General features: G+C 69.0%; 19 protein-coding genes and 3 pseudogenes. 12 read left to right on the top strand and 10 right to left on the bottom strand.

Annotated elements, in window-relative coordinates; translation table 11 throughout:
* Positions 1 to 1,818: FAD/NAD(P)-binding protein (locus G3I40_RS12030; RefSeq protein ID WP_203643893.1), on the top strand; the 1,818-nt coding region annotated here is incomplete at its 5' end.
* 534 nt (positions 1,819 to 2,352) lie between these two features.
* Here G3I40_RS12030 and G3I40_RS12025 read toward each other — a convergent pair.
* Positions 2,353 to 2,985, bottom strand: a complete 633-nt coding sequence (locus tag G3I40_RS12025; protein ID WP_164302146.1) for an NAD(P)-binding domain-containing protein — start codon at positions 2,983 to 2,985, stop codon at positions 2,353 to 2,355.
* 35 nt (positions 2,986 to 3,020) lie between these two features.
* Entirely contained in the window at positions 3,021 to 3,755 is a 735-nt protein-coding gene (locus G3I40_RS12020) for an SDR family oxidoreductase (RefSeq protein WP_164302145.1), read from the bottom strand.
* A 143-nt stretch (positions 3,756 to 3,898) separates the two neighbouring features.
* On the opposite strand from G3I40_RS12020, the gene G3I40_RS12015 reads away from it, so the two are divergent.
* On the top strand, positions 3,899 to 4,483 hold the full coding sequence (locus G3I40_RS12015; protein ID WP_164302144.1) for a TetR/AcrR family transcriptional regulator: 585 nt from the start codon (positions 3,899 to 3,901) through the stop codon (positions 4,481 to 4,483).
* Positions 4,484 to 4,848: 365 nt separating this feature from the next.
* On the opposite strand, the gene G3I40_RS12010 is transcribed toward G3I40_RS12015, so the two are convergent.
* A complete protein-coding gene (locus tag G3I40_RS12010) occupies positions 4,849 to 5,586 on the bottom strand; it encodes a hypothetical protein (protein WP_164302143.1) in 738 nt (245 codons plus the stop codon).
* Between the two features lie 96 nt (positions 5,587 to 5,682).
* A complete protein-coding gene (locus G3I40_RS12005) occupies positions 5,683 to 6,693 on the bottom strand; it encodes an aldo/keto reductase (RefSeq protein WP_164302142.1) in 1,011 nt (336 codons plus the stop codon).
* Positions 6,694 to 6,878: 185 nt separating this feature from the next.
* Here G3I40_RS12005 and G3I40_RS12000 point away from each other — a divergent pair, with 185 nt between their 5' ends.
* A complete protein-coding gene (locus G3I40_RS12000; RefSeq protein WP_164302129.1) occupies positions 6,879 to 7,154 on the top strand; it encodes a hypothetical protein in 276 nt (91 codons plus the stop codon).
* A 152-nt stretch (positions 7,155 to 7,306) separates the two neighbouring features.
* Here the strand turns inward: G3I40_RS12000 and G3I40_RS11995 are convergent, their stop codons facing one another.
* Positions 7,307 to 9,496, bottom strand: a complete 2,190-nt coding sequence (locus tag G3I40_RS11995) for an MMPL family transporter (RefSeq protein WP_164302141.1) — start codon at positions 9,494 to 9,496, stop codon at positions 7,307 to 7,309.
* A 387-nt stretch (positions 9,497 to 9,883) separates the two neighbouring features.
* On the opposite strand from G3I40_RS11995, the gene G3I40_RS11990 reads away from it, so the two are divergent.
* Genes G3I40_RS11990 through G3I40_RS11975 form a run of 4 tightly spaced genes read left to right on the top strand, consistent with a single transcriptional unit; the run spans position 9,884 to position 13,260 of the window.
* Positions 9,884 to 10,153: an acyl carrier protein gene (locus G3I40_RS11990; protein WP_164302140.1), complete on the top strand. Its 270-nt coding sequence runs from the start codon at positions 9,884 to 9,886 to the stop codon at positions 10,151 to 10,153.
* Positions 10,153 to 11,367: a beta-ketoacyl-[acyl-carrier-protein] synthase family protein gene (locus tag G3I40_RS11985; RefSeq protein WP_203643891.1), complete on the top strand. Its 1,215-nt coding sequence runs from the start codon at positions 10,153 to 10,155 to the stop codon at positions 11,365 to 11,367. Before G3I40_RS11990 ends, G3I40_RS11985 begins: the two co-directional genes overlap by 1 nt.
* 47 nt (positions 11,368 to 11,414) lie before the next feature.
* Positions 11,415 to 12,368 (top strand): hypothetical protein, encoded by a 954-nt coding sequence (locus G3I40_RS11980; protein ID WP_164302139.1) that lies wholly within the window; start codon positions 11,415 to 11,417, stop codon positions 12,366 to 12,368.
* Between the two features lie 7 nt (positions 12,369 to 12,375).
* Positions 12,376 to 13,260: an SDR family NAD(P)-dependent oxidoreductase gene (locus G3I40_RS11975; RefSeq protein ID WP_164302138.1), complete on the top strand. Its 885-nt coding sequence runs from the start codon at positions 12,376 to 12,378 to the stop codon at positions 13,258 to 13,260.
* Positions 13,261 to 13,285: 25 nt separating this feature from the next.
* On the opposite strand, the gene G3I40_RS11970 is transcribed toward G3I40_RS11975, so the two are convergent.
* Together G3I40_RS11970 and G3I40_RS11960 are read right to left on the bottom strand one after the other, a co-directional pair.
* A complete protein-coding gene (locus G3I40_RS11970) occupies positions 13,286 to 14,089 on the bottom strand; it encodes a hypothetical protein (RefSeq protein WP_164302137.1) in 804 nt (267 codons plus the stop codon).
* Positions 14,090 to 14,498: 409 nt separating this feature from the next.
* A pseudogene (locus G3I40_RS11960) lies at positions 14,499 to 14,897 on the bottom strand (SDR family NAD(P)-dependent oxidoreductase); the annotation flags it as partial.
* On the opposite strand from G3I40_RS11960, the pseudogene G3I40_RS47070 reads away from it, so the two are divergent.
* The 3 genes and pseudogenes from G3I40_RS47070 to ppk2 all read left to right on the top strand — a co-directional run.
* Positions 14,896 to 15,027, top strand: a pseudogene (locus tag G3I40_RS47070) (dehydrogenase); the annotation flags it as partial. The pseudogenes G3I40_RS11960 and G3I40_RS47070 overlap by 2 nt on opposite strands.
* Before the next feature lie 12 nt (positions 15,028 to 15,039).
* A pseudogene (locus G3I40_RS11955) lies at positions 15,040 to 15,156 on the top strand (LysR family transcriptional regulator); the annotation flags it as partial.
* A gap of 239 nt (positions 15,157 to 15,395) precedes the next feature.
* Positions 15,396 to 16,376 carry a polyphosphate kinase 2 gene (ppk2, locus tag G3I40_RS11950; protein WP_164302135.1) on the top strand — a complete coding sequence of 327 codons (981 nt, stop codon included), beginning with the start codon at positions 15,396 to 15,398 and terminating at the stop codon, positions 16,374 to 16,376.
* A gap of 104 nt (positions 16,377 to 16,480) precedes the next feature.
* Here the strand turns inward: ppk2 and G3I40_RS11945 are convergent, their stop codons facing one another.
* Together G3I40_RS11945 and G3I40_RS11940 are read right to left on the bottom strand one after the other, a co-directional pair.
* The gene (locus G3I40_RS11945) at positions 16,481 to 17,047 is read right to left on the bottom strand and encodes a DUF4232 domain-containing protein (protein WP_164302134.1); all 567 of its coding nucleotides are present in this window, start codon (positions 17,045 to 17,047) and stop codon (positions 16,481 to 16,483) included.
* A 210-nt stretch (positions 17,048 to 17,257) separates the two neighbouring features.
* Positions 17,258 to 19,234, bottom strand: coding sequence for a discoidin domain-containing protein (locus tag G3I40_RS11940; protein WP_164302133.1), 1,977 nt, complete (start codon positions 19,232 to 19,234; stop codon positions 17,258 to 17,260).
* Between the two features lie 443 nt (positions 19,235 to 19,677).
* On the opposite strand from G3I40_RS11940, the gene G3I40_RS11935 reads away from it, so the two are divergent.
* On the top strand, positions 19,678 to 20,178 hold the full coding sequence (locus tag G3I40_RS11935; RefSeq protein ID WP_164302132.1) for a GNAT family N-acetyltransferase: 501 nt from the start codon (positions 19,678 to 19,680) through the stop codon (positions 20,176 to 20,178).
* Between the two features lie 817 nt (positions 20,179 to 20,995).
* On the opposite strand, the gene G3I40_RS11930 is transcribed toward G3I40_RS11935, so the two are convergent.
* A complete protein-coding gene (locus G3I40_RS11930; RefSeq protein WP_164302131.1) occupies positions 20,996 to 21,202 on the bottom strand; it encodes a DUF2180 family protein in 207 nt (68 codons plus the stop codon).
* An 870-nt stretch (positions 21,203 to 22,072) separates the two neighbouring features.
* Here G3I40_RS11930 and G3I40_RS11925 point away from each other — a divergent pair.
* On the top strand, positions 22,073 to 22,651 hold the full coding sequence (locus G3I40_RS11925; RefSeq protein WP_164302130.1) for an RNA polymerase sigma factor: 579 nt from the start codon (positions 22,073 to 22,075) through the stop codon (positions 22,649 to 22,651).
* Positions 22,652 to 22,748 lie beyond the last annotated feature (97 nt).

Here is a 22,748-nt window from a genome sequence, read left to right as displayed (position 1 = left end):
GGCGCGGCGCACGCCGCGCCCGGCGCCTCGCGGCCGCAGGGACACGGCCGACCGCACACCGCCTACCCGCCCACGGAGACCGGACTGCGTGGTCAGCAGCCGGGAGCCTACGACGTGGCGCACGCCGTCCGGGACGGCGACTTCGCGCCGGGACGCATCGCCGAGACGCGCGAGTCCTACGACCTCGTGGTGGTCGGCGGCGGCCTCAGCGGCCTCGCCGCGGCCTACCTCTACCGCAAGCACGCGGGCCCGCACGCCCGGGTGCTCGTCCTCGACGCCCTGGACGACTTCGGCGGGCACGCCCGACGCAACGAGTTCCACGTCGGACGCACGACGCTGCTGTCCAACGGCGGCACCGTCAACATCGACACTCCCAGCACCTGGACGCGGGCGGCCCGCGACCTGCTCACCAAGGATCTCGGCGTCGACCTCCAAGCGCTGGAGGCCACGGTCAAGGCCGACGCCTATGCGCCGTACTCCCTGCGCAGCGCCACCCTGTTCAACTCGGAGCGCTGGGGCAAGGACCAACTGGTCATCCGCGAGTCCGGCGAGTCCTGGGCCTCGTACGCGGCCAGACTCCCGATGAGCGAGGCGAGCCGGGCCGCGCTGGTACGCCTGTACACCACGACCGAGGACTTCTATCCCGGGCTCTCGGACGCGCAGAAGAAGGAGATCCTCGCCCGCACCCCGTACGAGACGTACCTGCGCGACAAGCTCGGTCTGGACGATGACGCCCTGGAGGTCGTCAAGCGGGGCACCAACGGTCTGTGGGGTGTGAACGTCGACCACGTCGCCGCGGCCGACGCCTGGGCGACCGGCCAGCCGGGTTTCGGCGGCCTGGGGCTCGACCACACCCCGTGGCCGGGCGCCGGATTCACCCCGCTCATGCATCTGCGGGAGACGGAGGAGGACGGCAACTTCTACTTCCCGGAAGGCAATGCCGCGCTCGCCCGCCTGCTCGTCAGCAAGCTGATCCCGCACGCCTTCGACGAACACCGCCCGGACTGGCGGGAGATCGTCACCGCCAAGGCGGACTACTCCCGCCTCGACCACCCGGACAATCACGTCCGTATCCGCCTGGCAAGCACCGCTTTCCAGGTACGCAACGACGGCCGGCACGGCGCGGTCGTCGACTACTCCACAGCCGGGCGCAGCTATCGCGTCCGCGCCAAGGGCGTGGTCATGGCGTGCTGGAACTCCGTCTCCTCCTACGTCGTCCCCGAACTTCCCGCGGAACAGATCACCGCGATGCGGTACGGCACCAAGGTGCCGCTCGTGTACGCGCGAGTGGCGCTGCGGGACTGGCGGGCCTTCGCCGAGGCACGGGTCTCCCGGGTGAGCACGCCGTCGATGTTCTTCTCCAGTTTCGGGCTGCCGACGGTCACCGAGATCGGGGACTTCAGCATGCCGCACCGCCCCGAACTCCCCACGGTCGTCTCCCTGTCCGCCACGCCCGGCTCCCCCGGCCTGATCTGCCGCGAGCAGCACAAGGCGGGCCGGCGGACGCTGATCAAGATGGCCTTCGAGGACTTCGAGCGCGAGATCCGCGACTCGATGGCCCGTTCCCTGGGCGCGTACGGCTTCGACCCGGGCGAGGACATCACGGCCATCACCGTGAACCGCTGGGCCCACGGGTACGCGTACGAGTACAACTCCCTGGATGACCCGTCCCTGTTCCAGCCCGAGGCACAGCGTCCGTACGCGAAGGCACGCCGCCCGGTCGGCCGCATCGCCATAGCGAACTCGGACGCGGAGGCCTTCGGCTACACGCACGCCGCCTTCGACGCGGCCGTCCGCGCGGTGGAGCACCTGCTGTGACGGCGGCCGGGTAGCCCGGCCGCGGCCGGCTGCTCAGCGGGGCCAGGAGGCGAACTGGCGGGGGCCCGCACCGAATTCGGTGCGGGCCCCCGCCAGCCCTGAGCCGCGCTTGCCTCAGCCGCCGCTCCTTGCTCGAGAGCGGCGGCTTTTCGCCCAGAACGCACATCCGGCCACTGCCGCAAGCACCAGGACGACAATTATCGAAATGAACGGGGCGACACCCGCTTGCGAGAACATCGCTTTCTCCCCTGCTGAGTCTGGTAAGTCAGGAAACGGGTATCGGGTGAGCCGGCTCACACATGCTCGACCACCGCCTTCACGGTGGCTCCGGGTATCGCCAGCTCGACTGGGTCCACAACACCCGCAGATCAGGTGCTGCTTGACCCACCTCCATGATCTTGAGGCGTAGAGGGAGACTCTCGAAACCCGCACACGGTTGTGCCCTTACGGAATCCCGCTGAAGGTCTTGCCACCGACGGCACGTCGGGCCGTCAAGGACCGGTCTGACCCTCCACTGCCACCGAAACCTACCCCTCAGACGGGAAGTTCGCTGATTTCGGTGATGCTGAGGGCGAAGTCCAGGTTCCCCACCCCGTGGTTGGCGAGGCCCACCGTGATCACGCCCGCCCCTTCCAGCCAGTGGGCCATTTTCAGGCCGCCGACGTCCAGCGGCCGCATCCCGAGGCTCTCGATGAACGCCTCCACGCTTCCCTTGGCCTGCGCACTGTCACCTGCGAGGAAGACGTCGGGCCGACCCTTCTCCAGGACGTGGCGGAAGACGGTGTTGAACGCCTTCACCACGGTGGCGCCGGCCGGAGCAACATCGGCGACTTTCTGCGCGATCGAGGTCTCCTCCCGGTGGGCCAGTCCGTCGAACGTGGAATTGAAGGGATTACTGATGTCGACGAGGATCTTGCCCGCGAGAGCGTCCCCGTAGTGGGTGACGGCCGGCACGACGCCCTCGTACAACAGGGCCACGATGACGATGTCCCCGGCCGGGGCGGTGCCCCAATCACCGGTCGTGGCGCCATCGCCGAGAGCCTTGGCCAAGTCGGCGGCCTTGGACCGGTCGCGGCCCATGACTTCGACGGTGTTGCCGCCCGCTATTGCCCGCGCGGCGATGGTGCGGGCCATGTTTCCGGTGCCGATGATGCTGATGTTGTTCATGAGATGTCCTGCCCTGGTGGTGTGTTGGTGTGCGTTCAGATGGCGGTGGTGCCGCCGTCGGCGACGAGTTCCATGCCGTTGACGTAGCTGGAGTCGTCGGAGGCGAGGAAGAGGGCGGCGGTGGCGATCTCGTCGGGGCGGCCCATCCGGCCGCGCGGGATCAAGGACTCGAACCGGCGCTTGGTGGCCTCGTCGAAGAGTTCTTCCTGCTTGGCGGTGGCGACCTGGCCAGGAGTCAGAACGTTGACGCGGATGCGGCGGTCCTTGAGCTCGTTGAGCCAGATGCGGGCCCAGGCCTGCTGGACGGCCTTGCTGCCTGCATAGACACTCCAGCCAGGGAAAGCGCCGAGTGAGGCGTTGGAGCCGGTCATGAGGATGGAGCCGCCGTCGTTGAGGAGCGGCAGGGCCTTTTGGACGGTGAACAAGGTGCCGCGGGCGTTGAGCCCGAACCAGGTGTCGAACTGGGCCTCGGTGATCTCGCCGAGCAGGGCGGGCTCTCCCCCGCCGGCGCTGGCCCACAGCACGTCGAGGCTTCCCTTCTCCCGCTTGACGGTCTCGTACAGGCGGTCCAGGTCGTCCAGGTCTGCGGCGTCGCCCTGGACGCCGGTGACGTTGCGACCGATCTGCCGCACGGCCTCGTCCAGGGCCTCCTGGCGGCGGCCGGTGATGAAGACGTGCGCTCCCTCGGCGACGAACAGCTTCGCGCCGGCCAGCGCCATGCCCGTGGTGCCGCCGGTGATGACCGCGACCTTGCCGTCGAGCTTTCCCATAGTCGCTCCCTTGGGTCAGTGGTGCCGTGCACCTCGGAGGTGACGACGTTAAGTACACCGCTTCGTGTACTTACGGTACGAGGGCGAGCCGCCGGGGCGCAACTAAGTACACCGATCGTTACCCACTGAGGTACGCTGGGCCCATGACGGAGTTGGACAAGGGCCCCACGGGCCGCCGCCGCGGCCGGGGCGCCCGCGAGCGCATCCTCCGCGCGTCCCAGCAGCTGTTCCGCGAGCAGGGCATCGGAGGCACCGGAATGGACCAGCTGTGCGCGGAGGCCGGGGTGTCCAAGCGCACGGCCTACCAGCACTTCGCCGGCAAGGACGAACTCGTCGCCGAATACCTGCGCCGGTTCGACCCCTCCGTCCTGTCCGGCGTATTCGACCGCGCCGACCTCACGCCCCGCGAACGGATCCTCGCCGCCTTCGACGTCGCCCCCACCACGCCTCTGTGCCCCTATATCGCCACGGCCGTCGAACTCCACGACCCCGAGCACCCGGCATCCCAGTACGCGCGCGACTACAAGAGAGCCGTCGCCGTACGGCTCGCCGACGCCGCCCGTGAAGCCGGCGCCGCCGACCCCCAACAGCTCGGCGAGCAGCTCGCCCTGCTCATCGACGGCGCCGCGGCCCGGACCCGCGTCATCAATGCCGACGCCTTCCCCACCGCGGCCGCGGTCGCCGCCGTCCTCCTCGACAACGCCATCACCGCCGGCGATGCCCGGTGACGGGAGGTTGCGGGGAATTGGCGCGGCAGGTCGCGGCCTGAACTGGACGCCGGTCGCCCTGATCGTGGGGCGGCCGAATCACAGACTGCGCGGGTGCAGATGGTCGCTGCCGTACTCGCCAAGGGCTCGCAGAGACACAAGGCTCATTGGCCCTGCTACGGGTGACCGCTATGAGGTTCGCGGTCAACTCGCCGTGACGTTGAGGGGTTGTCACTGCATCATGAAGAGCGGCAGCAGTGACGGGGCACGGTGGTATCCAGCAGCTCACACGGCCGGCCCAGGGCACACGCTTCACCTACGACGACGTGAGATGCACAGACGGGCCGATGCGCCGCCCGGTGAAGGCAAAGCCCAGGGACCTCCCCTCAACCCAGGAAGGGGCCCGACAACCCGCCCACAGGAACAGTTTGGGCAGGGACCTTCACCGAGACCGGCTCACCATGGTCCGACAGGTTCAACGTATTGGTCACCCTTACACCACCCACGTTCAGCGCGGCACGGGTACGAACGACCCGCCCCCGGCCGTCGACCCAGACGTCGGCGGACACAGGCAGATCCTCGCCTGCGTGCGCCCAGGCCTGGTCCATCCTCTTGCGGCTGTCCGCCGCCATCCGGTCGGTCAGGGCAGCGTGGTCGAGAGCGCCCCGGTAGTGCGTAGTGCGGACACCGCCGATGGTCTGCGCACCGATGTCGCTCACCTCGCGCATTTTGGCTGTCTGCTGAAGCAGGAACTCCGGGTCATTGACCGGGCCACGCAGCGCGTAGTGGGCCTCGGTCCGCGCCCGCGGCATCGTCGCCCAGTCCCCCTTGCGGAGTTGAGGCATGTCGCTGACGTAGACCTTGCCGTCGGCGAACACTTCGCGCACGGAGGCGTCACCGGGCTTATGCAGCATGTGCACCTTCAGTGCACCCTTGTCTGCGGCCAGGTCGAAGCCGCCGGTCACATCGATCTCGTACGACTGGCCGACACCTGGGTCAAGCACAATCTTCTGACTGGTGTACGCCGATGAGGTCCGGGTCACCTTGACGGCGGCGAGCACAGCTACGGCCGGGTCGGCTTCCGGGGCCTTCCCCTTCCCAGACATGCACAGCGCGAGGATCATGCAGTTACGCGCTACCGCTCGCAAGCGCCGCCGAGCCGGCCGCAGGGTGGTGAAGGCCGAGGCCAAGGACTCGTCGAAGGCCAGGGGTAGGCCGGCCTACCGGGAGCCCGCCACAGGGCGCGACTTGTAGAAGGACTCCTCCAGGTAGGCAGCCTGGTGCCGCTGGTAGGGCTCCTCCAAGTAGGCGGCCTCGTCATCGTCGAGTTCGACGTCCACCGCGGCGACCGCGTCGGCCAGCTGGGCCGGCTTGGTGACCCCGACGATGGGCGAGGTCACGACCGGGTTGCGCATGACCCAGGCCAGGGCGACCTGGGCCGGGGACAGATCTCGCCTGTCCGCAATCTCGTGGACGCGTTCGGCCACCGCCTGGTCCTCGTCGCGGTACAGGATCTTGCCGCCCTCATCGGTCTCGGCGCGCGCCGTGGCGGTGCCCCGGGCCCGCGTCAGCCTGCCCCGCGCCAACGGGCTCCACGGGATCACACCAATGCCCTGGTCGGCGCAGAGTGGGAGCATCTCCCGCTCTGCCTCTCGGTGGATGAGGTTGTAGTGGTCCTGCATCGACACGAACCGGGTCCAGCCGTTCAGGTCTGCCAGGTACAGGGCCTTGGTGAACTGCCAGGCGTGCATGGAAGAGGCCCCGATATAGCGGACCTTCCCGGACCTGACCACGTCGTGCAGCGCCTCGAGGGTCTCCTTGATCGGCGTGTCGTAGTCCCAGCGGTGGATCTGGTACAGGTCGATGTAGTCGGTCCCCAGCCGCTTCAGGGAAGCATCGAGCTCGGCGAAGATCGCTTTGCGGGAGAGCCCGGCGCCGTTCGGGCCGGGGCGCATCCGCATCCAGACCTTGGTGGCAAGAACGACCTCCTCGCGCCGGGCGAAATCCTTGACCGCCTGGCCGACGATCTCCTCGCTGCTTCCGGCGCTGTACCCATTGGCCGTGTCAAGGAAGTTGACGCCGCCCTCGATGGCCTGCTTGATGATGTCCCGGCTGGCGTCCGCCCCCAGTGACCACGGCTCGCCACCCCGGTCCGGCTCGCCGAAGCTCAAACAGCCGAGGGCGATGGCGGAGACTTCCAGTCCGGTCGTTCCAAGTTTGATGTATCGCACGGTTGCGAACCTAGGAGTTGGAGTGTGCTCTAACGCAAGACGTCTCGGTCGGGTTTCCGGAGGCGTGGGGCATGTACGCCCTGTCGGGTTCGACCGTTTCAGTCAGACGCACGATCAGCCAGGGCAAGCACCACACCCAAGCCCTGCTATGCCTCGCAAGACGCCGAGCCGACGTGCTCTACGCGATGCTCCGCGACACCCATTCCCGCTCCGGCAAGGTCGGCCGGATACGCGCCGATCCGGAAGTGGCGCTCACCGCCTGCTCGTTCGACGGAATCCCGCACGGCCCCGCCGTCCCGGCGCGGGCCCGGGTGCTGCCCGCACCAGAGCTACGCAGCGCCCGACACGCCCTGACGACCAAGTACGGAAACCGCTTCCGTTGGTTCACGGTGGTCCTGCTGCTCGGACGGGCGCGCCGGTCCGGCGGTGCGCCCGTGGGCCTGGAGATCGGCCGCCCCTGACAGGGGCCCCGGATGCAGAGCGCCGCTCGCTCCCTCACATCCATCGGCGTACTCCCTGGCCCTCATCGCCGAACGAGCCAGGTCACTGTGTCGTCGAACCCTGACTCGCTGTCGGTGTGGGCGCGGTGATGGCCTGGGCGCTGCCGGGGCTGTTACAGGGGGCGCAGTTTGGGCCGCGGGCGGGCGAGGGTGGAACGGGCACGCCTGAGAGACGCGGGCGCCCACCAATTCGCTCTGCCGATGAGGCACATGGAGGCGGGCACGAGGATGGTGCGGACGAGGGTCGCGTCGATGAGCACGCCGACGGTCAGGCCGAAACCGAGGATCTTGAGCAGAGTGATGCCGGATGTGGCGAGCCCCGCCATGGCGACTGCGACGGCAGCGGCGGCGACAGTGACCAGGCGGCCGGTGTGGGAGATGCCCGTGGTGACCGCGCGTCGGTTGTCGCCGTGGCGCCGGTACTCCTCCTGAATGCGTGCCAGCAGGAAGGTCTCGTAGTCCATGGACAGACCGAAGGCGACGCAGAACAGCAGCAGCAGGATGCAGGGGTTGACGGTGCCGGTGACCGTGAAGTGCCCCAGCAGAGGGGTGAGGTGCCCGTCCTGAAAGGCCCAAGTGACGGTACCGAAGCAGGCAGACATGCTCAGTGCGGCCACGACGATGGCTTTGAGCGGCAGGAAGACGCTTCCCGTGAAGAGGAACAGGAGCAGGGCCGTGCTGGCTGCGGTGATGCCCAGGGCGGGGAGCAGGCTGGACTTGATGGCGGCCCGGGTGTCGAGGAAGCGGGCGGCCGGTCCTCCGATCGAGGCGGGTCCGGGCATGGCGGCTGTCCGGGCGTCGCGGACTGCTGCGTCCGATGCCTTGGTTCCTGCGGATTGAGGCAGCTGGGCGTTCATCCACGTCCCGCCCGACTGGTGCAGCGTGGGGCTCCCAGGGCCGATGACACGTCCGGCACGGTAGTGCGCCGTGGGTGTGGTGAGGGCGGCCGTCGGGTGAGCGCGTGACCAGGTGCGCGCGTACGCTTCCCAGCCTTCGCGCGCTCTCTCATACGAGGCGCCAGGAATGGCGATGCTCATGGTGGTGGCCTGGGCGGCGGGAATGACAGCCCCGAGCTGTCGTGCCACGGAGTGCGCCTGTGCCCTCGGGGGCAGGATTCGTTCGTCCACCGGGCCCAGGTGCAGATGGGCGGCGGGCAGGAGCAGAGCGGTGAGGGCCAGCAGTGCTCCGCCGGCCCACAGGGCCGGTCGTTTGGTGACCATGGCCGCGACCGTGCGCCAGAACGCGCCTACGCGCCACGGGTCGTGCTGATCCGGTCCCGCGATGCGCTGCCCCAGGAGGGTCAGCAGCGGGCGCAGCAACAGGTAGCTGGAGGCAGCGGCGCACAGTGCCACGACGAGTCCGGAGCACGCCATGGAGCGCAAGAACGGAATGGGGAAGCAGAGCAGGGCTGCCATGGCGGCGGCGATGGTGACCGAGGAGTAGACGGCGGCCCGTCCCGCGGTGCGCACAGCGGTGTGGAGTGCCTGCTCGGCGGAGAGTCCGGCAGTGACCTCATGGCGGTAGCGGTTGATGATGAACAGGCAGTAGTCGACGGTGAGTCCGAAGCCCAGGGCTGCTGTCAGATTGGTGGAAAAGACGGACAGGGGCATGAGCGCTGCCAGCGGCCGCAGCAGCGCCAGTGTGATGACAGCGGCAACAGCCGCCACCGCCAGAGGGATGAGGGCGGCGACGAACGAGCGGAAGACGAGGATCAGCACGAGCAGTACGACGGGGGCGCTCAGCAACTCGGCTTTCAGCAAGTCGCGTTCGCTGTCGTCCGTGGCCTGTGCGCCGGTCCAGGCAGGCCCTGTGGCTCCGATGCTCATCCCCGCATGCGGCCGGGTGAATTCCGGGACCAGGGTGCGGGCCACGCTGACACGATCGTTCTCGTCCCCGCGCAGGAGTGCCGTGATGACGGCGTGGTGGCGGTCCGTGGAACGCAAGGCTGGGTTCTTGGTCTGCCAGTAGGAACGCACGGTGAGTACGCCGTCGCGGTGATGCAGCCGACGCGTCAGGTCCTGGCCCATCCGCGTGACGGACTGGCTGTCGATGGAGTCACGCGTCGTGATGAGGAAGGTCAGATCGGGCGGGCCGTCATGAAGACGGTTACGTACGAAGTCATCGGCTGCTGCGGAAGACGTCGTGGTGGCATCGAAGCCACCACTGTTGAGGTTGTTCCACGTACCGACGGCTACCAGCGCGGCCAGACCGGTGAGGACGAACGCCGCCAGCAGCGTGGCGTAAGCACGCCTGGCCGAGGAACGCGGAAGGCCTCGTCCACGCAGGGGTGTGGCGTGATGCACGGTGCCTCCTTGGGTAGTTGCGGCGCGGAAGTCGCTGCCGTCCTGTTGGCGCGCGCGACAACAGGTGTCGTCCTCAGGCGCTTGTCGGCCTTCGCGCCGGAGCTCCGATCGGATGGGACAGCGGTTACGGAGCGTGGCGCCCGGCCGGGTCTGTTGTCCCTGTGGAACGGCAGTTGCCGCTGACAGAGCCTAGAGGTCCGGCAACCTCCGACGGCGTGAGCGTGAAGGAAAGCGCGTGTCGCACGGCAGTTGAGGGAATCTCTGCCCCCGCTCGCGGTGGCTGCCGCCTTCTCGGACCACTTCTCCCTACGATGACTCTCTGTCAACAGCAGGAGCGTGGGCGTCGCCGACGTCCTCGGACACCGATGACCACGGGAAGGCGACCTCTTGACCACGGCCGCTTACGACATGCTTGTCACCAAACTCACCCAGGACCTGGGGGTTGACGCGGCTCTGATCCAACCAGAGGCGACGTTCGCGGACTTGGAGGTGGATTCCCTGGCCGCCCTGGAGCTCGGCGTCATCCTGGAGGAGGACTTCAAGATCAAGTTTGATCTCGAGGAGCTCCGCCGGGAAGACATGACACTCGGGCAGTTCACGCGGCACGTCGAACGGTTGCTGGCACAAGCCGCGTCGACGCCCGCCGGAGCGGCGTGATGGACGCCGCGATCACCGGCCTGGGCCTGCTGACGCCTGCCGGGCTGGGGGTGGACGCGACATGGCAGGGCCTGTGCGCCGGCCAGCCGGCAGCACGGCCCCACACGGTGCTGGAGGGTCTCCCGGTGAATTTCTGCTGCCGGCTGCCTGACTTCGACGCGGAGCCGGTACTGGGCCGCAGGCTGACCTGGCGGCTGGATCTCTTCGCCGAAATGGCGCTGGTCGCCGCGCTGGAGGCGGTGCAGGACGCGGGACTGGACCCCGCCGTGTGGGACGGTGCCCGCGTCGGAGTCGTCATCGGCAACGGCAGCGGCGGCAACGTCGGGCTGGAGAAGGAGTACGGCAAGCTTCAAGAGGGCCGTATCAGCGCGATCTCACCTCTGACCATTCCACGGTCGGTACCCAACATGGTGGCCGGTGAGATCGCCCTGGCCATGAAGGCGCTCGGTCCGAACTTCGTCACCGCCACGGCGTGCGCCTCCGGCGCGACGGCGCTGGGGGTGGCGCGAGACCTGCTGCGGCTGAACCGGTGCGACGTCGTCCTCGCCGGGGGCAGTGAAAGCGTGTGCTCGCGCATCGCAAGTGCGGGCTTCAGCCAGGCCGGTGTGCTGTCCACGCGTACGCACGACCCCGCCGGAGCCTCACGTCCCTTCGATGCCGACCGCGACGGCTTCGTCCTCGGCGAGGGCGCGGCCGTCCTCGTGATGGAGCGGGCGGAGCACGCGCGAGCCCGAGGAGCCCGCATCCAGGGATACCTCTCCGGTTACGGCGCCACCGCGGACGGCTATCACCCCACCGCGCCCGATCCGTCCGGCCAAGGCGTCGAACGGGCCACCGCCATGGCGCTGGACGACGCGGGACTGCGGCCGGAAGACATCGGGCACATCAACGCGCACGGCACCTCCACCCAGAAGAACGACCTGGCCGAGGCCCTGGTCCTGCGCAAACTGTTCGGCACACCGCCGCCCGTCACCGCCACCAAGAGCGTGATCGGTCATGGAATCGGGGCCGCGGGCGCCATCGAGGCAGCGGTCACGGTCCTGGCCCTGCGCGAGCAGCTCATCCCGCCCACGGCGAACCTCGACCGGATGGACGAGCGCATCGAGCTGGATGTGGTGACCAAGAACCCTCGTCCCCACACCATGCACGCCGCTTTGTCCAACTCCTTCGCCTTCGGAGGACAAAACGCGGTGCTGGCTTTCCGCGCCCCCTGACTCTCCTGCCCGGCAGCTGCCGGGTCCGACTGCAGAAGGTAATGCTCGTGCTCAGCCAGGAAACGACACTGCCCCACGACCCGGCTACCGAAGGCACCCCCTTCGACGTCACTGACCTCATTTGCGTCACACCCCCCTACCTCGCCCTGCAGCACCTGCGCCGCAGGACCGCCGGTGACGTGAGCGCAACCGTGCCCGTGGAAACTCCCCGGGGCCGGCAGGCGGCCGTCATGGGCATCGGCGAGGTCGGACGGCATCTGGCGATCCTCGGCCTGTGCGCGGCCGCCAGCGTCAATCCGCGCGAAGGACGCCACGCCTACCTGGCCCGCACCGCGGAAGCCGAATGGGTCGCCCCGCCTTCCCTGACGGACCCCACCGGCCTGCTGACCGGGAACGCCCGCGCACAGATGACCGGCCCACGCCAGGCCCACGCCGACACCGAGCTGGTCGACAGCGGCAACGGCCAGGTACTCGCCCGCATGCGCATCGGCTACGACGTCCTGCCCCATCGCCTCCTCACCCGGCTCCTGGAGCACGAGAACCCTGGCGCCGGCCCCGTCCTCCCTGCACCGGACGCCGGATCCGCGTACTCCCAACCACTCCCCTTGGAGAACTTCTCCTACGACCAGCAGACCGGGGCAGCCCGGGCAGATCTGCTCATCACCCCGGCCCTGTGCCCCGGACACTTCGACGGCCATCCCGTGCTGCCGGTTGCCATCGCCGCAACCGCCATGAGCAACCTCGTCGACCACGCCATCGCGCAACGGCATCCCCACGCGCACTGGTTGAGCGGACCGCTGACTCTCACAGCCGACCAGTTCGCCTGCGCGGGCCAGACCGTCACCTTCCAAGCCCGCCCGGCCGGGACCATGGGCTACCACTGCACCGCCCGGCTCGACAGCCGCCTCATCGCCTCCGTCAACGTCAAGCTGATTCTCGTGGACTCCCTCCTGCTCCCGCCCTCCACAACACCTAGCACACCCCTCCCCCAGAGCAGGTGAACCGCCCGTGCCGCACGCCGTCATCACCGGAGCCACAGCCGGGATCGGGCTGGCATTCGCCCGACAACTCGCCTCCTGTGACTACGACTTGACTCTGGTCGCCCGCACGGAGCGGGACCTCGACCGGGTCGCTGCCGAGCTGCGTCACGCCACGTGCCACATCACCGCCCTACCTGCGGATCTCGCCTCCGCGACCGGGTGCACCCTCGTCGCCCAGCACTTGCAGAACCAGACTCCGGACCTGCTCATCAACAACGCGGGCATCGTCCTCGCCCGGCCCTTCCTCGACAACGCCGTCACCGCGGAGGAACAGCTGCTCGATGTCAACGTGCGTGCCGTGCTGCGCCTGACCCACGCGGTACTCCCCGCCATGCTGCGCCGTGGGACCGGCCAGATCATCAACGTGTCCTCGTTCTGTTCGGCAGGCCTCAGCGCGATGTCGAACACATACCCGGCGAGCAAGGCATGGCTCAACTCGTTCACCGCCTCCCTCGCCCACTCCCACCAAGTCCGCAGCAGCGACGTGCAGATCATGGCGCTGCTGCCCGGCTTCACCCGCACCGAGCTGTTCACACGCAACCAACTGGAGGCGTCACACCTCCCTGCCTGGATGTGGCTGGACAGTGAGCGAGTGGTATCCGTCGCACTGCGCGACCTGCGCCGCGGCAAGAAACTCAGCATTCCCGGCAAGCGCTACAAGGCCGCCACCTGGGCCCTGCGTCACCTTCCACCGGCCCTGCTACAACAGGCCGGTTGGGACTGGACCCATCCACGCCACGTGTGGCGCCCATCCAGCTCCCCCGCCACGTCAGACATCCCGCACGCAATCATCGACAAGCGCTGTCGCACGAAGGCACCTTCGTCTACGAACTCCTCGAAGTCCCTGCCCTGAGCTGGGCACACCGGGACGTACTCGTCTACCGCGCGCCTTCGTCGTCCCGCCGGGGATCCATCAGCGGGGCCTCGCCCGCCTCGGTGAAGGCTCGCTGCCTGAGGTTGCCGTCGAAAAGTTGGATCATGGTGGCGGCCAGGACGTCAGCCCTGTCGATGGTCCGGCTGTCCCCTTGGCGGACGGACAGGGCGCGGACGGACTCCTCCAGGGGCGCGGGTGAGGCCGACTCGGCCGACAATCCCATGGAGACGGTACCGAAACGCTTGACCCCGCCTTCGCGAACGATCATGGCCGCATCCCGGGCGAGGTCCGTCAGGAATGCGCTCGCAATGCCGTCCAGGTCGCGGACCATCTCCGGGACGGCCCTCGCCCCCCGGCCCCGCAGAAGCACCTTGACCCCGGCCTCGAACCTGTGAGCGCCCACGACAGCGCTCGGCTTGCGCGACCTGATGCGTTTGCGGGAGGGCGCGATGACACCCCCGGCGTCGTTCGGGGCACCGGTCATGCCTTTGAACGTCGGGCTGTGCGCGTACCACGCGCCTCCCACTTCCAACTCGACGTTCCGGTCTATCGCCGAGACAAGGTGCCCGGAAGACAGCTTCTTCCGGGACTCCTCCGCTGCCGCTCTTCGGGCGCCGTCGATGATCTCCGTCAGCACGGTCCGCGTCACGGATGCGGCGGTCCAAGCGGCCGCACGGCTGACGTGCATCGGCGTCACATCCCTGAACACCGCCCTCACGAGAGAACTCTTGAACGGCAAAGCCTCTGTGACCGAGACGGATAGGATCCCGGGGCCCCTGCGCTCAGGACCTGCTGACTGTGCGGCCATCGAATGGAACGCTCCCTACTGTCCGGGTCACCAGCGGGCCACTCCTCACCACGCAGCCCCGCTCTCTCCATCCTCTGTCGAAACGGCCACCGGTCCAAGGCCTGGCGGGCACACCCCACAACGACCGGTGGTCGGCGTGCGGCGACGCTGCCGTCGGTGAAGGTGTTCTGGTAAGGCGCCGCCACCATGCGCGGCCTCGGATCTGACGTACGGCCAGGACCTGGCATGTCCGGTCCGTCTCGTCGCCGCGGGCCGCCTCCACCCGAAGATCGGCACCGTACGCGACTGGTCCCGCACCGTCGACGTCATCATCGACCTGCGCGCCCGCACGGCCCGCGGCAACGCGGTCCTCACCGCCACCTGAGCCGCCACCCGGCCTCGCCCCAGCGGTTGAGGGCGGCCGTGCACATCACCAGGGCACTACGCCGGCGTCGTCGAAGAACGTGCCGGTTCGGCCGCCGTCGGGCAGGGTCGCGAGTTTGATGGCGATCGCCGCCCCCTGTTCGGGGGTGCGCACGCCGCGGAAACCGTTGAGGTCGGTGGCGACGTAGCCGGGGCAACCCACGTTGATCAGGATGTTCGTGCCGCTCAGCTCCCGCACGTACACGTATTGGAGGGTGACGGCGTTCAAGAACGTCTTCGACGGCGCGTACGCGACGGCCACCAGCCCTGCCGTCTGCTCGGCGGCTGTTCCTGCCTGCCGGTTGAGGGAGCCAACGCTGCTGGACATGTTCACGATCCGGGGTGAGGCAGAACGGCGCAGCAGCGGCAGCATCGCGTTGGTGACACGGATGACGCCGATCACCGACGCGTTCGGCGTCCCGCTGGACGTAACCGGCGACGCGAGCGCGACCGAAGCCGCACGCCTGATCGAGGAGCGGGCCGGACGTCTCGACGCGCTCGTCAACAACGTCGCCGTCACCGGGGGCATGCCACAGATACTGAACGCGGATCTCGCCGCCGTACCGGTACTGGACGCGCCGGTCGTCACCACAGTGATCGCCTGGCCACCCCACAGTCGGTCCAGAGCCGTCGCCGACCTCGTCCGCACCGCGACACATCTCTAGCGGTTCCCACATGCCTGGCCGCGTTCCCGCTTCCCTCGCCCGTGTCCTGTCGCCTCATATCTGGCGTGTGGGCGGTGCTGACTTGCCGGAACATGATGACGTTTGCCGGCAGCTTCCGAGGCGACCGAGTCGACGACAGTCTGGAGACGGGCGAGCCTGATCGCGCCGATCAAGAGCGGGCCGACCCTCGTGGTGCATGCTGGATGGTTCTTGTGGCCGGGCACGCAGAAGGAGCACCTATGGCAAAGCAGGGACACGAAGAGGACAGGCTGTTGTCCGGCTACCTGGTCGACGAGTCCCGACCCGAACGGCCCGTCCTGCTCGACGAGCAGGGCAAACCCCTGCGGACCTGGCGGGAGAACTACCCCTACGACCACAAGCTGGGCCGCAAGGCCTACGAGCGCGACAAGCGCGTGCTGCAGATCGAACTCCTGAAGCTGCAGAAATACGTCCGCGCACGAGGGCTTCGGGTGGCGGTGCTCTGCGAAGGACGCGACGCAGCGGGCAAGGGCGGAACCATCAAGCGCTTCACGGAGCGGCTCAATCCACGCAGTGCGCGGGTGGTCGCGCTGGACAGGCCCACGGAGAAGGAGGCCGGCCAGTGGTACTTCCAGCGGTACGTCGACCACCTGCCGTCCGCCGGCGAGATCGTCTTCTTCGACCGCTCCTGGTACAACCGTGCCGGTGTGGAGCCCGTGATGGGCTTTTGCACCCCGCGAGAACACCAGCGGTTCCTGGCCCAGACACCACTGTTCGAGAAGCTGCTCACCGATGACGGAATCGTCCTGGTGAAATTCTGGTTCTCCGTATCCCGGGCCGAACAGCGCACCCGGTTCGCGATCCGCCAGGTGGATCCGGTGCGGCAGTGGAAGCTGTCCCCCACGGACCTGGCCTCCTTGGACCTGTGGGACGCCTACACCGCGGCCAAGGTGTCCATGTTCCGGGCCACGGACACCGAGCACGCCCCATGGTCCGTGATCAAGACCAACGACAAACGCCGCGGCCGTCTCGAAGCGATGCGCCACCTGCTCCTGCGTATCGACTACGACGCCCGCGACCCGGAGGCGGTGGGCAAGGCCGACCCGCTCATCATCGGCCCGGCGAACACCCTGCTCGAAGCGGGCGAGGACCCCACGGACCTGTCCCCGAGCCGACTCGCTCCGCACCCCGTCGGCCCCGGCCGGCATCCCCTCGAAACTCCCCCGGCCGCCTCGTCATGACGGGCGGAGGACGGGTGCGCTGCCGGCTCCGGCCGCCCGGCAGCGGACCCGGACCCGGACCCGGGCAGCGAGGGGGGGTGCCACCCAGGTCCGGGAGTTCACGCTCAGCTGCTCGCGGTGCCGAACACGGTGCTGAGGTAGGTGCCCGGGTGGGTGGCGCCGTCCTGACGCACCACCGCGATGTCCTTCCACGGCCAGGCGAGCGTGGCGGTCGCCGTGGTGTTGGGCGGCGTGACCTTCACCTTGGCCGGTACGAACGCCTCTTCACCCGCACCCGTCGACTTGGGTGAGGTCGGCAGGAAGGTCAGCTCGGCCATGGTGGCGACACCCGGCTTCAGCGTGACCGTCGCGGCGGTCTGCTTCTGCCACGCCACGCTCCACGCCTCCCCCTTGGCGTTCACCAGGTCGAGTCCGGGGTGTCCCTTGAAGGTGCAGGTGCGCTTGCCGACGTTGGTGAACAGCAGTGTGGCGGTCGTCTGCGTGGCCGTGCCGTCCGGGTCGGCGTCGGTGCCGTGCACGATCGAGGGCTTCACCTCGGACCCCGTACAGGCCGGCTTGGCGGCGGCCTGCGCGGAGGCCGACGACACGGCGACTCCGCCGACGGCAGCGGCGCAGACTGCCGCGGCGGCCACAGCGCGGGACAGACGAGTACGGGTACGGATGGCATTCATCGGGTGCGTTCCTCCGTGGTCATCGCGGCTACCGGTGCAGCCTGCACCTAAGTAGAGCTGCGGTTCCTCCCGCAGGTTGGCTGCCGATTGCCACAGCCACGTAACAGCGCACGCGCACCCTCCACGCCGAGGAACACCCGTGCCCAGCCCGCCGGATGCTCCCTCACCCCCTGGGCGTGGTGTGGTCGTGTCCCCTGACGCGGAATCCGGTCACGCCCCGTACACGCGGAACTCGGAGACCTGTCCCGCCGGCCAGCCGGTGTTGGCGGTGAAGACGAGTCTGAGGTGGCGCGCGGTCGATCCGTTGGGCAGGGACAGGGTGGCGGTGTTGCCGGTGGCGGGATCGAAGGTGCAGGCCGTGGCGCCGCGCAGGGAGCTGAACGAGGAGCCGTCGGTGCTGCCTTGGACGGCGACGGTCTGGGTGCGGGTGGCCCAGGCGGTGGCCGGGGGCAACGTGAGGACGACGCGGCCGACTCCGGTGGCGGTGCCGAGGTCGACCTGCAGCCATTGCGGGAAGGCGCTGTTGGCGCTCTCCCAGTACGTGTTCGCGTTGCCGTCCACGGTGTTCTGTGAGCCGTAGCCCTGGGTGTGGCTGCTCTCGGTGGTCGGCCGGTCGAGCGCCAAGTTGCCGTTGGTGGGGCCACCGGTGGTCGTCGCCGTGAGGCGGTTGGACGGTTCGGAGACGCCACCGGCCGCGTCGAGTGCCTGCACGTCGAACGTGAAGGGCGTCGAGGCGGTGAGCCCGGTGACGGTGTACGTGGTGGCGTTCGCGGTGGTGGTGCCGACCGCGGTGACGGCGGTGCCGGCGATCCTGCGGATGCGGTAGCCCGTCACGGCGACGTTGTCCGACGAGGCCGTCCAGGCCAGCGCCACGGTGGTGTCGGTCACCGCGGTGACCCGCAGGCTCGCGGGGGCGGTCGGCGGCACGGTGTCACTGCCGCCGGTCACCGGAGGAGTGGGCCGGACCGGGGTGACGGCGATCTGGCCCTTGAGCATCCGGCCGCCGTCCCCCGTCAGGCGCAGGTAGTAGTCGGAGGAGCACGCCGTCCCGTCCTCGTCGAGGGCCAGGAAGCCCGACCCGGCCGGGACCCAGGCCTGCGACTCGGCGGTCTTGGCGATCTGGTTGCCCTCGTTGTACTCGTCGAACATCGAGATGTAGGCGCTCGCCACCCCGGCCCGGCCCATGTTGTAGAACTGCCGCCACATGAAGTCGCCGTGGGCGCGCTGCCGGTCGCCCACTCCCCCGGGCAGGACGCACGGCTGGTAGTCGATGCCGTGCGCGGTGCATTCGGCGAGGTCGGGGACGGTGGCCACGTTGTAGAAGTTGTCGGCGTCGGCGACGTTCCCGATCCGGCCGACCATCCACGGCGAGAGCATGTCGAAGGCGTGGTAGACGTCGGAGAAGCCGGGCCGCGAGTCCCGGTCGCCGGTGCGCCACCAGGTCGGCACACCGCCGATCACGTAACAGCCCTGCGCCTTGAACCAGTTGACGACGTCCAGGCAGGCGTCCGGGGTGAACGGCCGCTGGTTGTCGTTGAAGCCGAAGCCCCAGACGCACACCACCGGCTTGCCGTTCTGCCGCGCGTAGGAGGCGGAGGCCGTGTGGGTGCGCATCTTGTCGGTCCAGTCTGCCTTGATGTCCGTTCTCATCGAGGCCCAGTCCGAGACGTCGTACATCACGTAGAACTTGACGCCCGCGGACTCGGCCGCGGTGCGCACCTTGCCCGCCATCGCGTCACGGGTCGGGCCTTCGCCGCCGGTGGGGTTGAAGCGCTGGAGGGCCGCGGTGTCGATGCCGTACTGCTTCATCCAGCGGAAGTGCACGTCGACGGTGGACTGGTCGTAGGAGGAGAACAGCGAGGCGGGCCGGCCGACTCCGAGGTCGGCGAAGGCGGTGCGGTAGGTCGTCGGGTAGTCGCGGACGTCGGGCCAGGCCACGATGGCCTTGTTCGACGCGGACGGCGTCTGGCCCCAGTTCTGGGCCCAGTGCCACCAGCCGTCGATGGGGGCGCCGTCCCCGGCACACGCGAACCAGCCCTGGTACCCCACGGTCACTTTGCCGACCACGTCGCCCGGCGCGCTCGCCGCGGCGGCGGGGCTCGCCAGCAGTGCCGGGCCGAGCCCGGCGGCTCCGGCGACCCCTGCCATGGTCGCGGCCTGCAGGAGTGCACGACGCGTGACGGCCATCTGGATCTCCTCCGATCGGTCGCCAACTCCACTGCCGGACAAGGTCGTTGGCCGGCGGCAGCGGTGGCGATGGGGTGGACGGGAGGAGAGCGTATTGTTGTGGACATGCAAGCGCAATAGAGAGTCAGTCATGCGCAAGAAGCTTGTGGATTGACGCAATATGATGCTTGCGCGGGTAGCTGCTCGCTGGACCGAACCCGTCGGCCGTGACAACACGGGCCTACGGAGGCACCCGAGTTCGCTGTCTTCGGACCATGCCCGGACGGCGTCGAGCGTGGGGCAAGTCGCCCTGTGCGGCCCGGGCGGGGCGCGGTGCCGACAGCCAGAACGCAGCCGACTCACGGATCCGGTCACGGCCACCATGAACTCGGAAGAACATCCCCACACCGGGAACAATGCTGCCGCGATCGCCCCAGTCCCCCAAGGTCGTTAGGGTCGGGCCCATGGCTTCCACAGATGTCGCCCTGCGTCCCGTGCACCCCAGCGATCTGCCCGTGTTCTTCCGGCACATGAGCGACCCCGAGTCGCATCGGATGGCCGCCTTCACCGCCGAAGACCCCACGGACCGGGCCCACTTCGACGCGCATTGGGAGCACCTCCTCGCCTCGCCGGACGCCGTCACCCGCACCGTGCTCGTGGACGGCGACGTGGTCGGGCACGCGGCCGTGTACGGCGAACCGGGCTCGCGCGAGGTCACGTACTTCATCGATCGCTACTACTGGGGACGGGGCATCGCGACCGCGGCGCTGCGGGGGCTGCTCGCCGAGGTCCCCGAACGCCCGCTGCTCGCCCGGGCCGCGGCGGACAACACCGGATCGGTGCGGGTCCTGGAGAAGTGCGGCTTCAAGGTCGTCGGCAAGGACCGAGGCTTCGCGAACGCGCGGGGAGCAGAGATCGACGAGCTGGTGTTGCGGTTGGACGGAGAATTCCCCCCGCCCCGTTAGCCGGACCACTGCCCTCCGGCGTCGGCGCCCGGATTCGGGATCGGGAGTTGCTGACACATGGGCCCGGGACAGGTCCGCGCAGCCGCGCCCTTGCTTTCCCTCCAAGCCCAGGTCACCGAACAGCGTGTCCTGGCCGGGCAGTTGCAGCGCGCGTGGACCCCCCGCACCCGTTTGGTCCCCGCAGAATGGGGGACCCGCCCTCACCAGATGTTTTCGTGAAGCGAGAACCCCCTGCCCCCGGGCTTCTTGGACTGCTGTGACGCCTTTCTACGTGCGTCCCGCCAGCTGTTCCAAGCCGGGAGAGCGCATCCACCCTTGCCTCTCCCGGAGTTGGTGGAGACGCATGCGTGCACGGCTCCTGACCAGTGCGGACTGGCCAGAACCGTGCACAACGCGCAGCCGCCGCCCGCGGGCACCTCGGCCCGGAGCCCCGGCGGCGGCTGCGTCCCTTCTCACTCCATTACCGCCTGCCCTGTGGGGACTTGACTGCCCCGCATGCGAACCCGCCGCTGGTGCTGGCGCATTCCCGCGACGCCAGCACCCACGGCCGGCCGGACCGTACCGGCCCCAGGGGGAGCTGAACGCGGCCGGTACGCCCCGCCCCTCCACCCTCCACCTCGCGGCGCGACATATGCCACTGCGGTAGAGCGGATTTCCTCTACGCCGCAATCCCGCCATGTCCAGCCGGGCACGGCCGCGACCCGGTCGTCATGCTCTGTCGCAGGCGAGGGCCCCGACAGTGCATCCGGCGAGCGCCCCGATTCCCCGCGCAGCCGGCCCGTCGCCGAGTACACCAAGGTGCAGGAGGATGGGCCGCTCAGAGCTGGTGCTCCGCATCGTGGCAGGTGAAGCAGGTGAGGCGGCGGGCCGGGTGCTTGAGGGTGGACAGGCCCATGCCTTCGTGCCGGTGGATCTCTGTGGCGGTGAGCTTGATGTGATCGGGGCAGAGTCCGGCGCCGCAGTTGTGGCAGGAGGCGGTGGCCGGGGTGGTCGTTCTCTGTTGGTGACAGTCGTAGCAGTTCATGCTTCCCTGCTTTCCCCATCGGTGACGGCTGAGGCGAGGTACGCAAGCCGCGCCCCATCGACCGGCGTGCCGCTTCGACTTCTGCGGGCGACGGCCCGCCCTCACCGAGTGACTGAGGACCGGACGTCACAGGCATCCACTTGGCGTGGTGCAGCATCACGCCACGAGGCGGCGGGGCAAGGGGACTTGCCTCGGGGGACGCATCGGGTCGCCAAGAGCACACGGCGCGGAGAGCGAGCTGCGGCCTCTGTGCCGGATGTGCGGAATGATCCGGTGCGACGTCGCGGCGAATGCGAACGGCCGGGGACCGGGGCGGTACTTTCCACGGTATCCCTGGGTCGATGCCTTGCACAGTGGTGCCGGGCAGGGCGGACGAGATGGTCCGAGCCGAGCGGGAACTGATTCTCGGTGCGCTGCCGCCGCCGGGGACCTGACCCCCGGCGGCGGCAACGGTACGCGGGACCACGCGGCTCCCCCACCACACGGTGCCCGCACACAGGATCGTCTTCACCGGCTCCGGGATGACGCGGGAATGCACCCCGGCTTGGAACAGGCCGATGAGGACGAAGACCGGGGCGATAGGTCGGCACTGCCACCCCGGCCGTCTCGGTGTCGTGCAACCCGGGGTCAGGGGGCAGTCGAACGAACGCCGCGACATGAAGTACGGACGCGACGTCAGGTCCACCGTACGCACCACTGATCCCGACCGAAACCCCCCAACCCGCTCGGCCCGGCCTCGGTGACCGTCCGCGAGCCAGGACGCATCGACCCCTGTGCCGCCGTCACCACCGGCCCGTGTAACGCTTTCGGGCGCCACGGACTAGTACCGGATGTAAGGCATCGCACCTGTGACTTGTTGAGGAGCCATCCGTGCCAGCGGAGCATCCGACCGCACCACCCGCGCGAGACCCCGCAGGGTTCGCCGCGTTCTACGAGCAGCAGTTCGACACCGTGCTCGGCTTCGTCACCCGACGCGTGTCCCACGCGCACCTGGCCGCCGACCTGACCGCGGACATCTTCGTCGCCGCCCTCGAGGGCGCCGATACCTACGATGCCCGGCGCGGCACACCCGTCGCCTGGATCCACGGCATAGCCCGCAATGTCCTGCACGCCCACTTCAACGGCACCGCCCGCGAGCAGCACGCCGTCGCCCGCATCAGCGGGCGCCGCCTCCTGGACGACGAGGACGTCACCGCCATCGAAGCGCGGATCGACGCGGACCGCGCCTCCCGGGAGCTCGCGTCCGCCCACGCCGCGCTCTCCGATCCGCTGCGTCACGTACTGGACCTCGTCGCCCTGGACGGTCTCACCGTTCGAGAGGCAGCGCACGCACTGGGCATCAGCCCGACTGCCGCTCGGGTACGGCTGCACCGCGCACGCAAAGCACTGCGCACGGCAGGACAGATCAACGCCGACATCCACGACCTACTTCTGGAGGCCACCCGATGAACGCCCCCGCGCACTTCAAGGACCAGCTCGGCGCCGAACTGCACGCCCGTGCGGCCGCCCTGCCCGCCCCCGCCGCCCATCAGCGCCCGGCCCGCGC

Source organism: Streptomyces sp. SID14478, from assembly GCF_010548525.1.
Classification (GTDB): domain Bacteria; phylum Actinomycetota; class Actinomycetes; order Streptomycetales; family Streptomycetaceae; genus Streptomyces.
The sequence above is the reverse complement of the archived record's forward strand: the minus strand, read 5'-3'. Positions and strand labels throughout refer to the sequence as shown.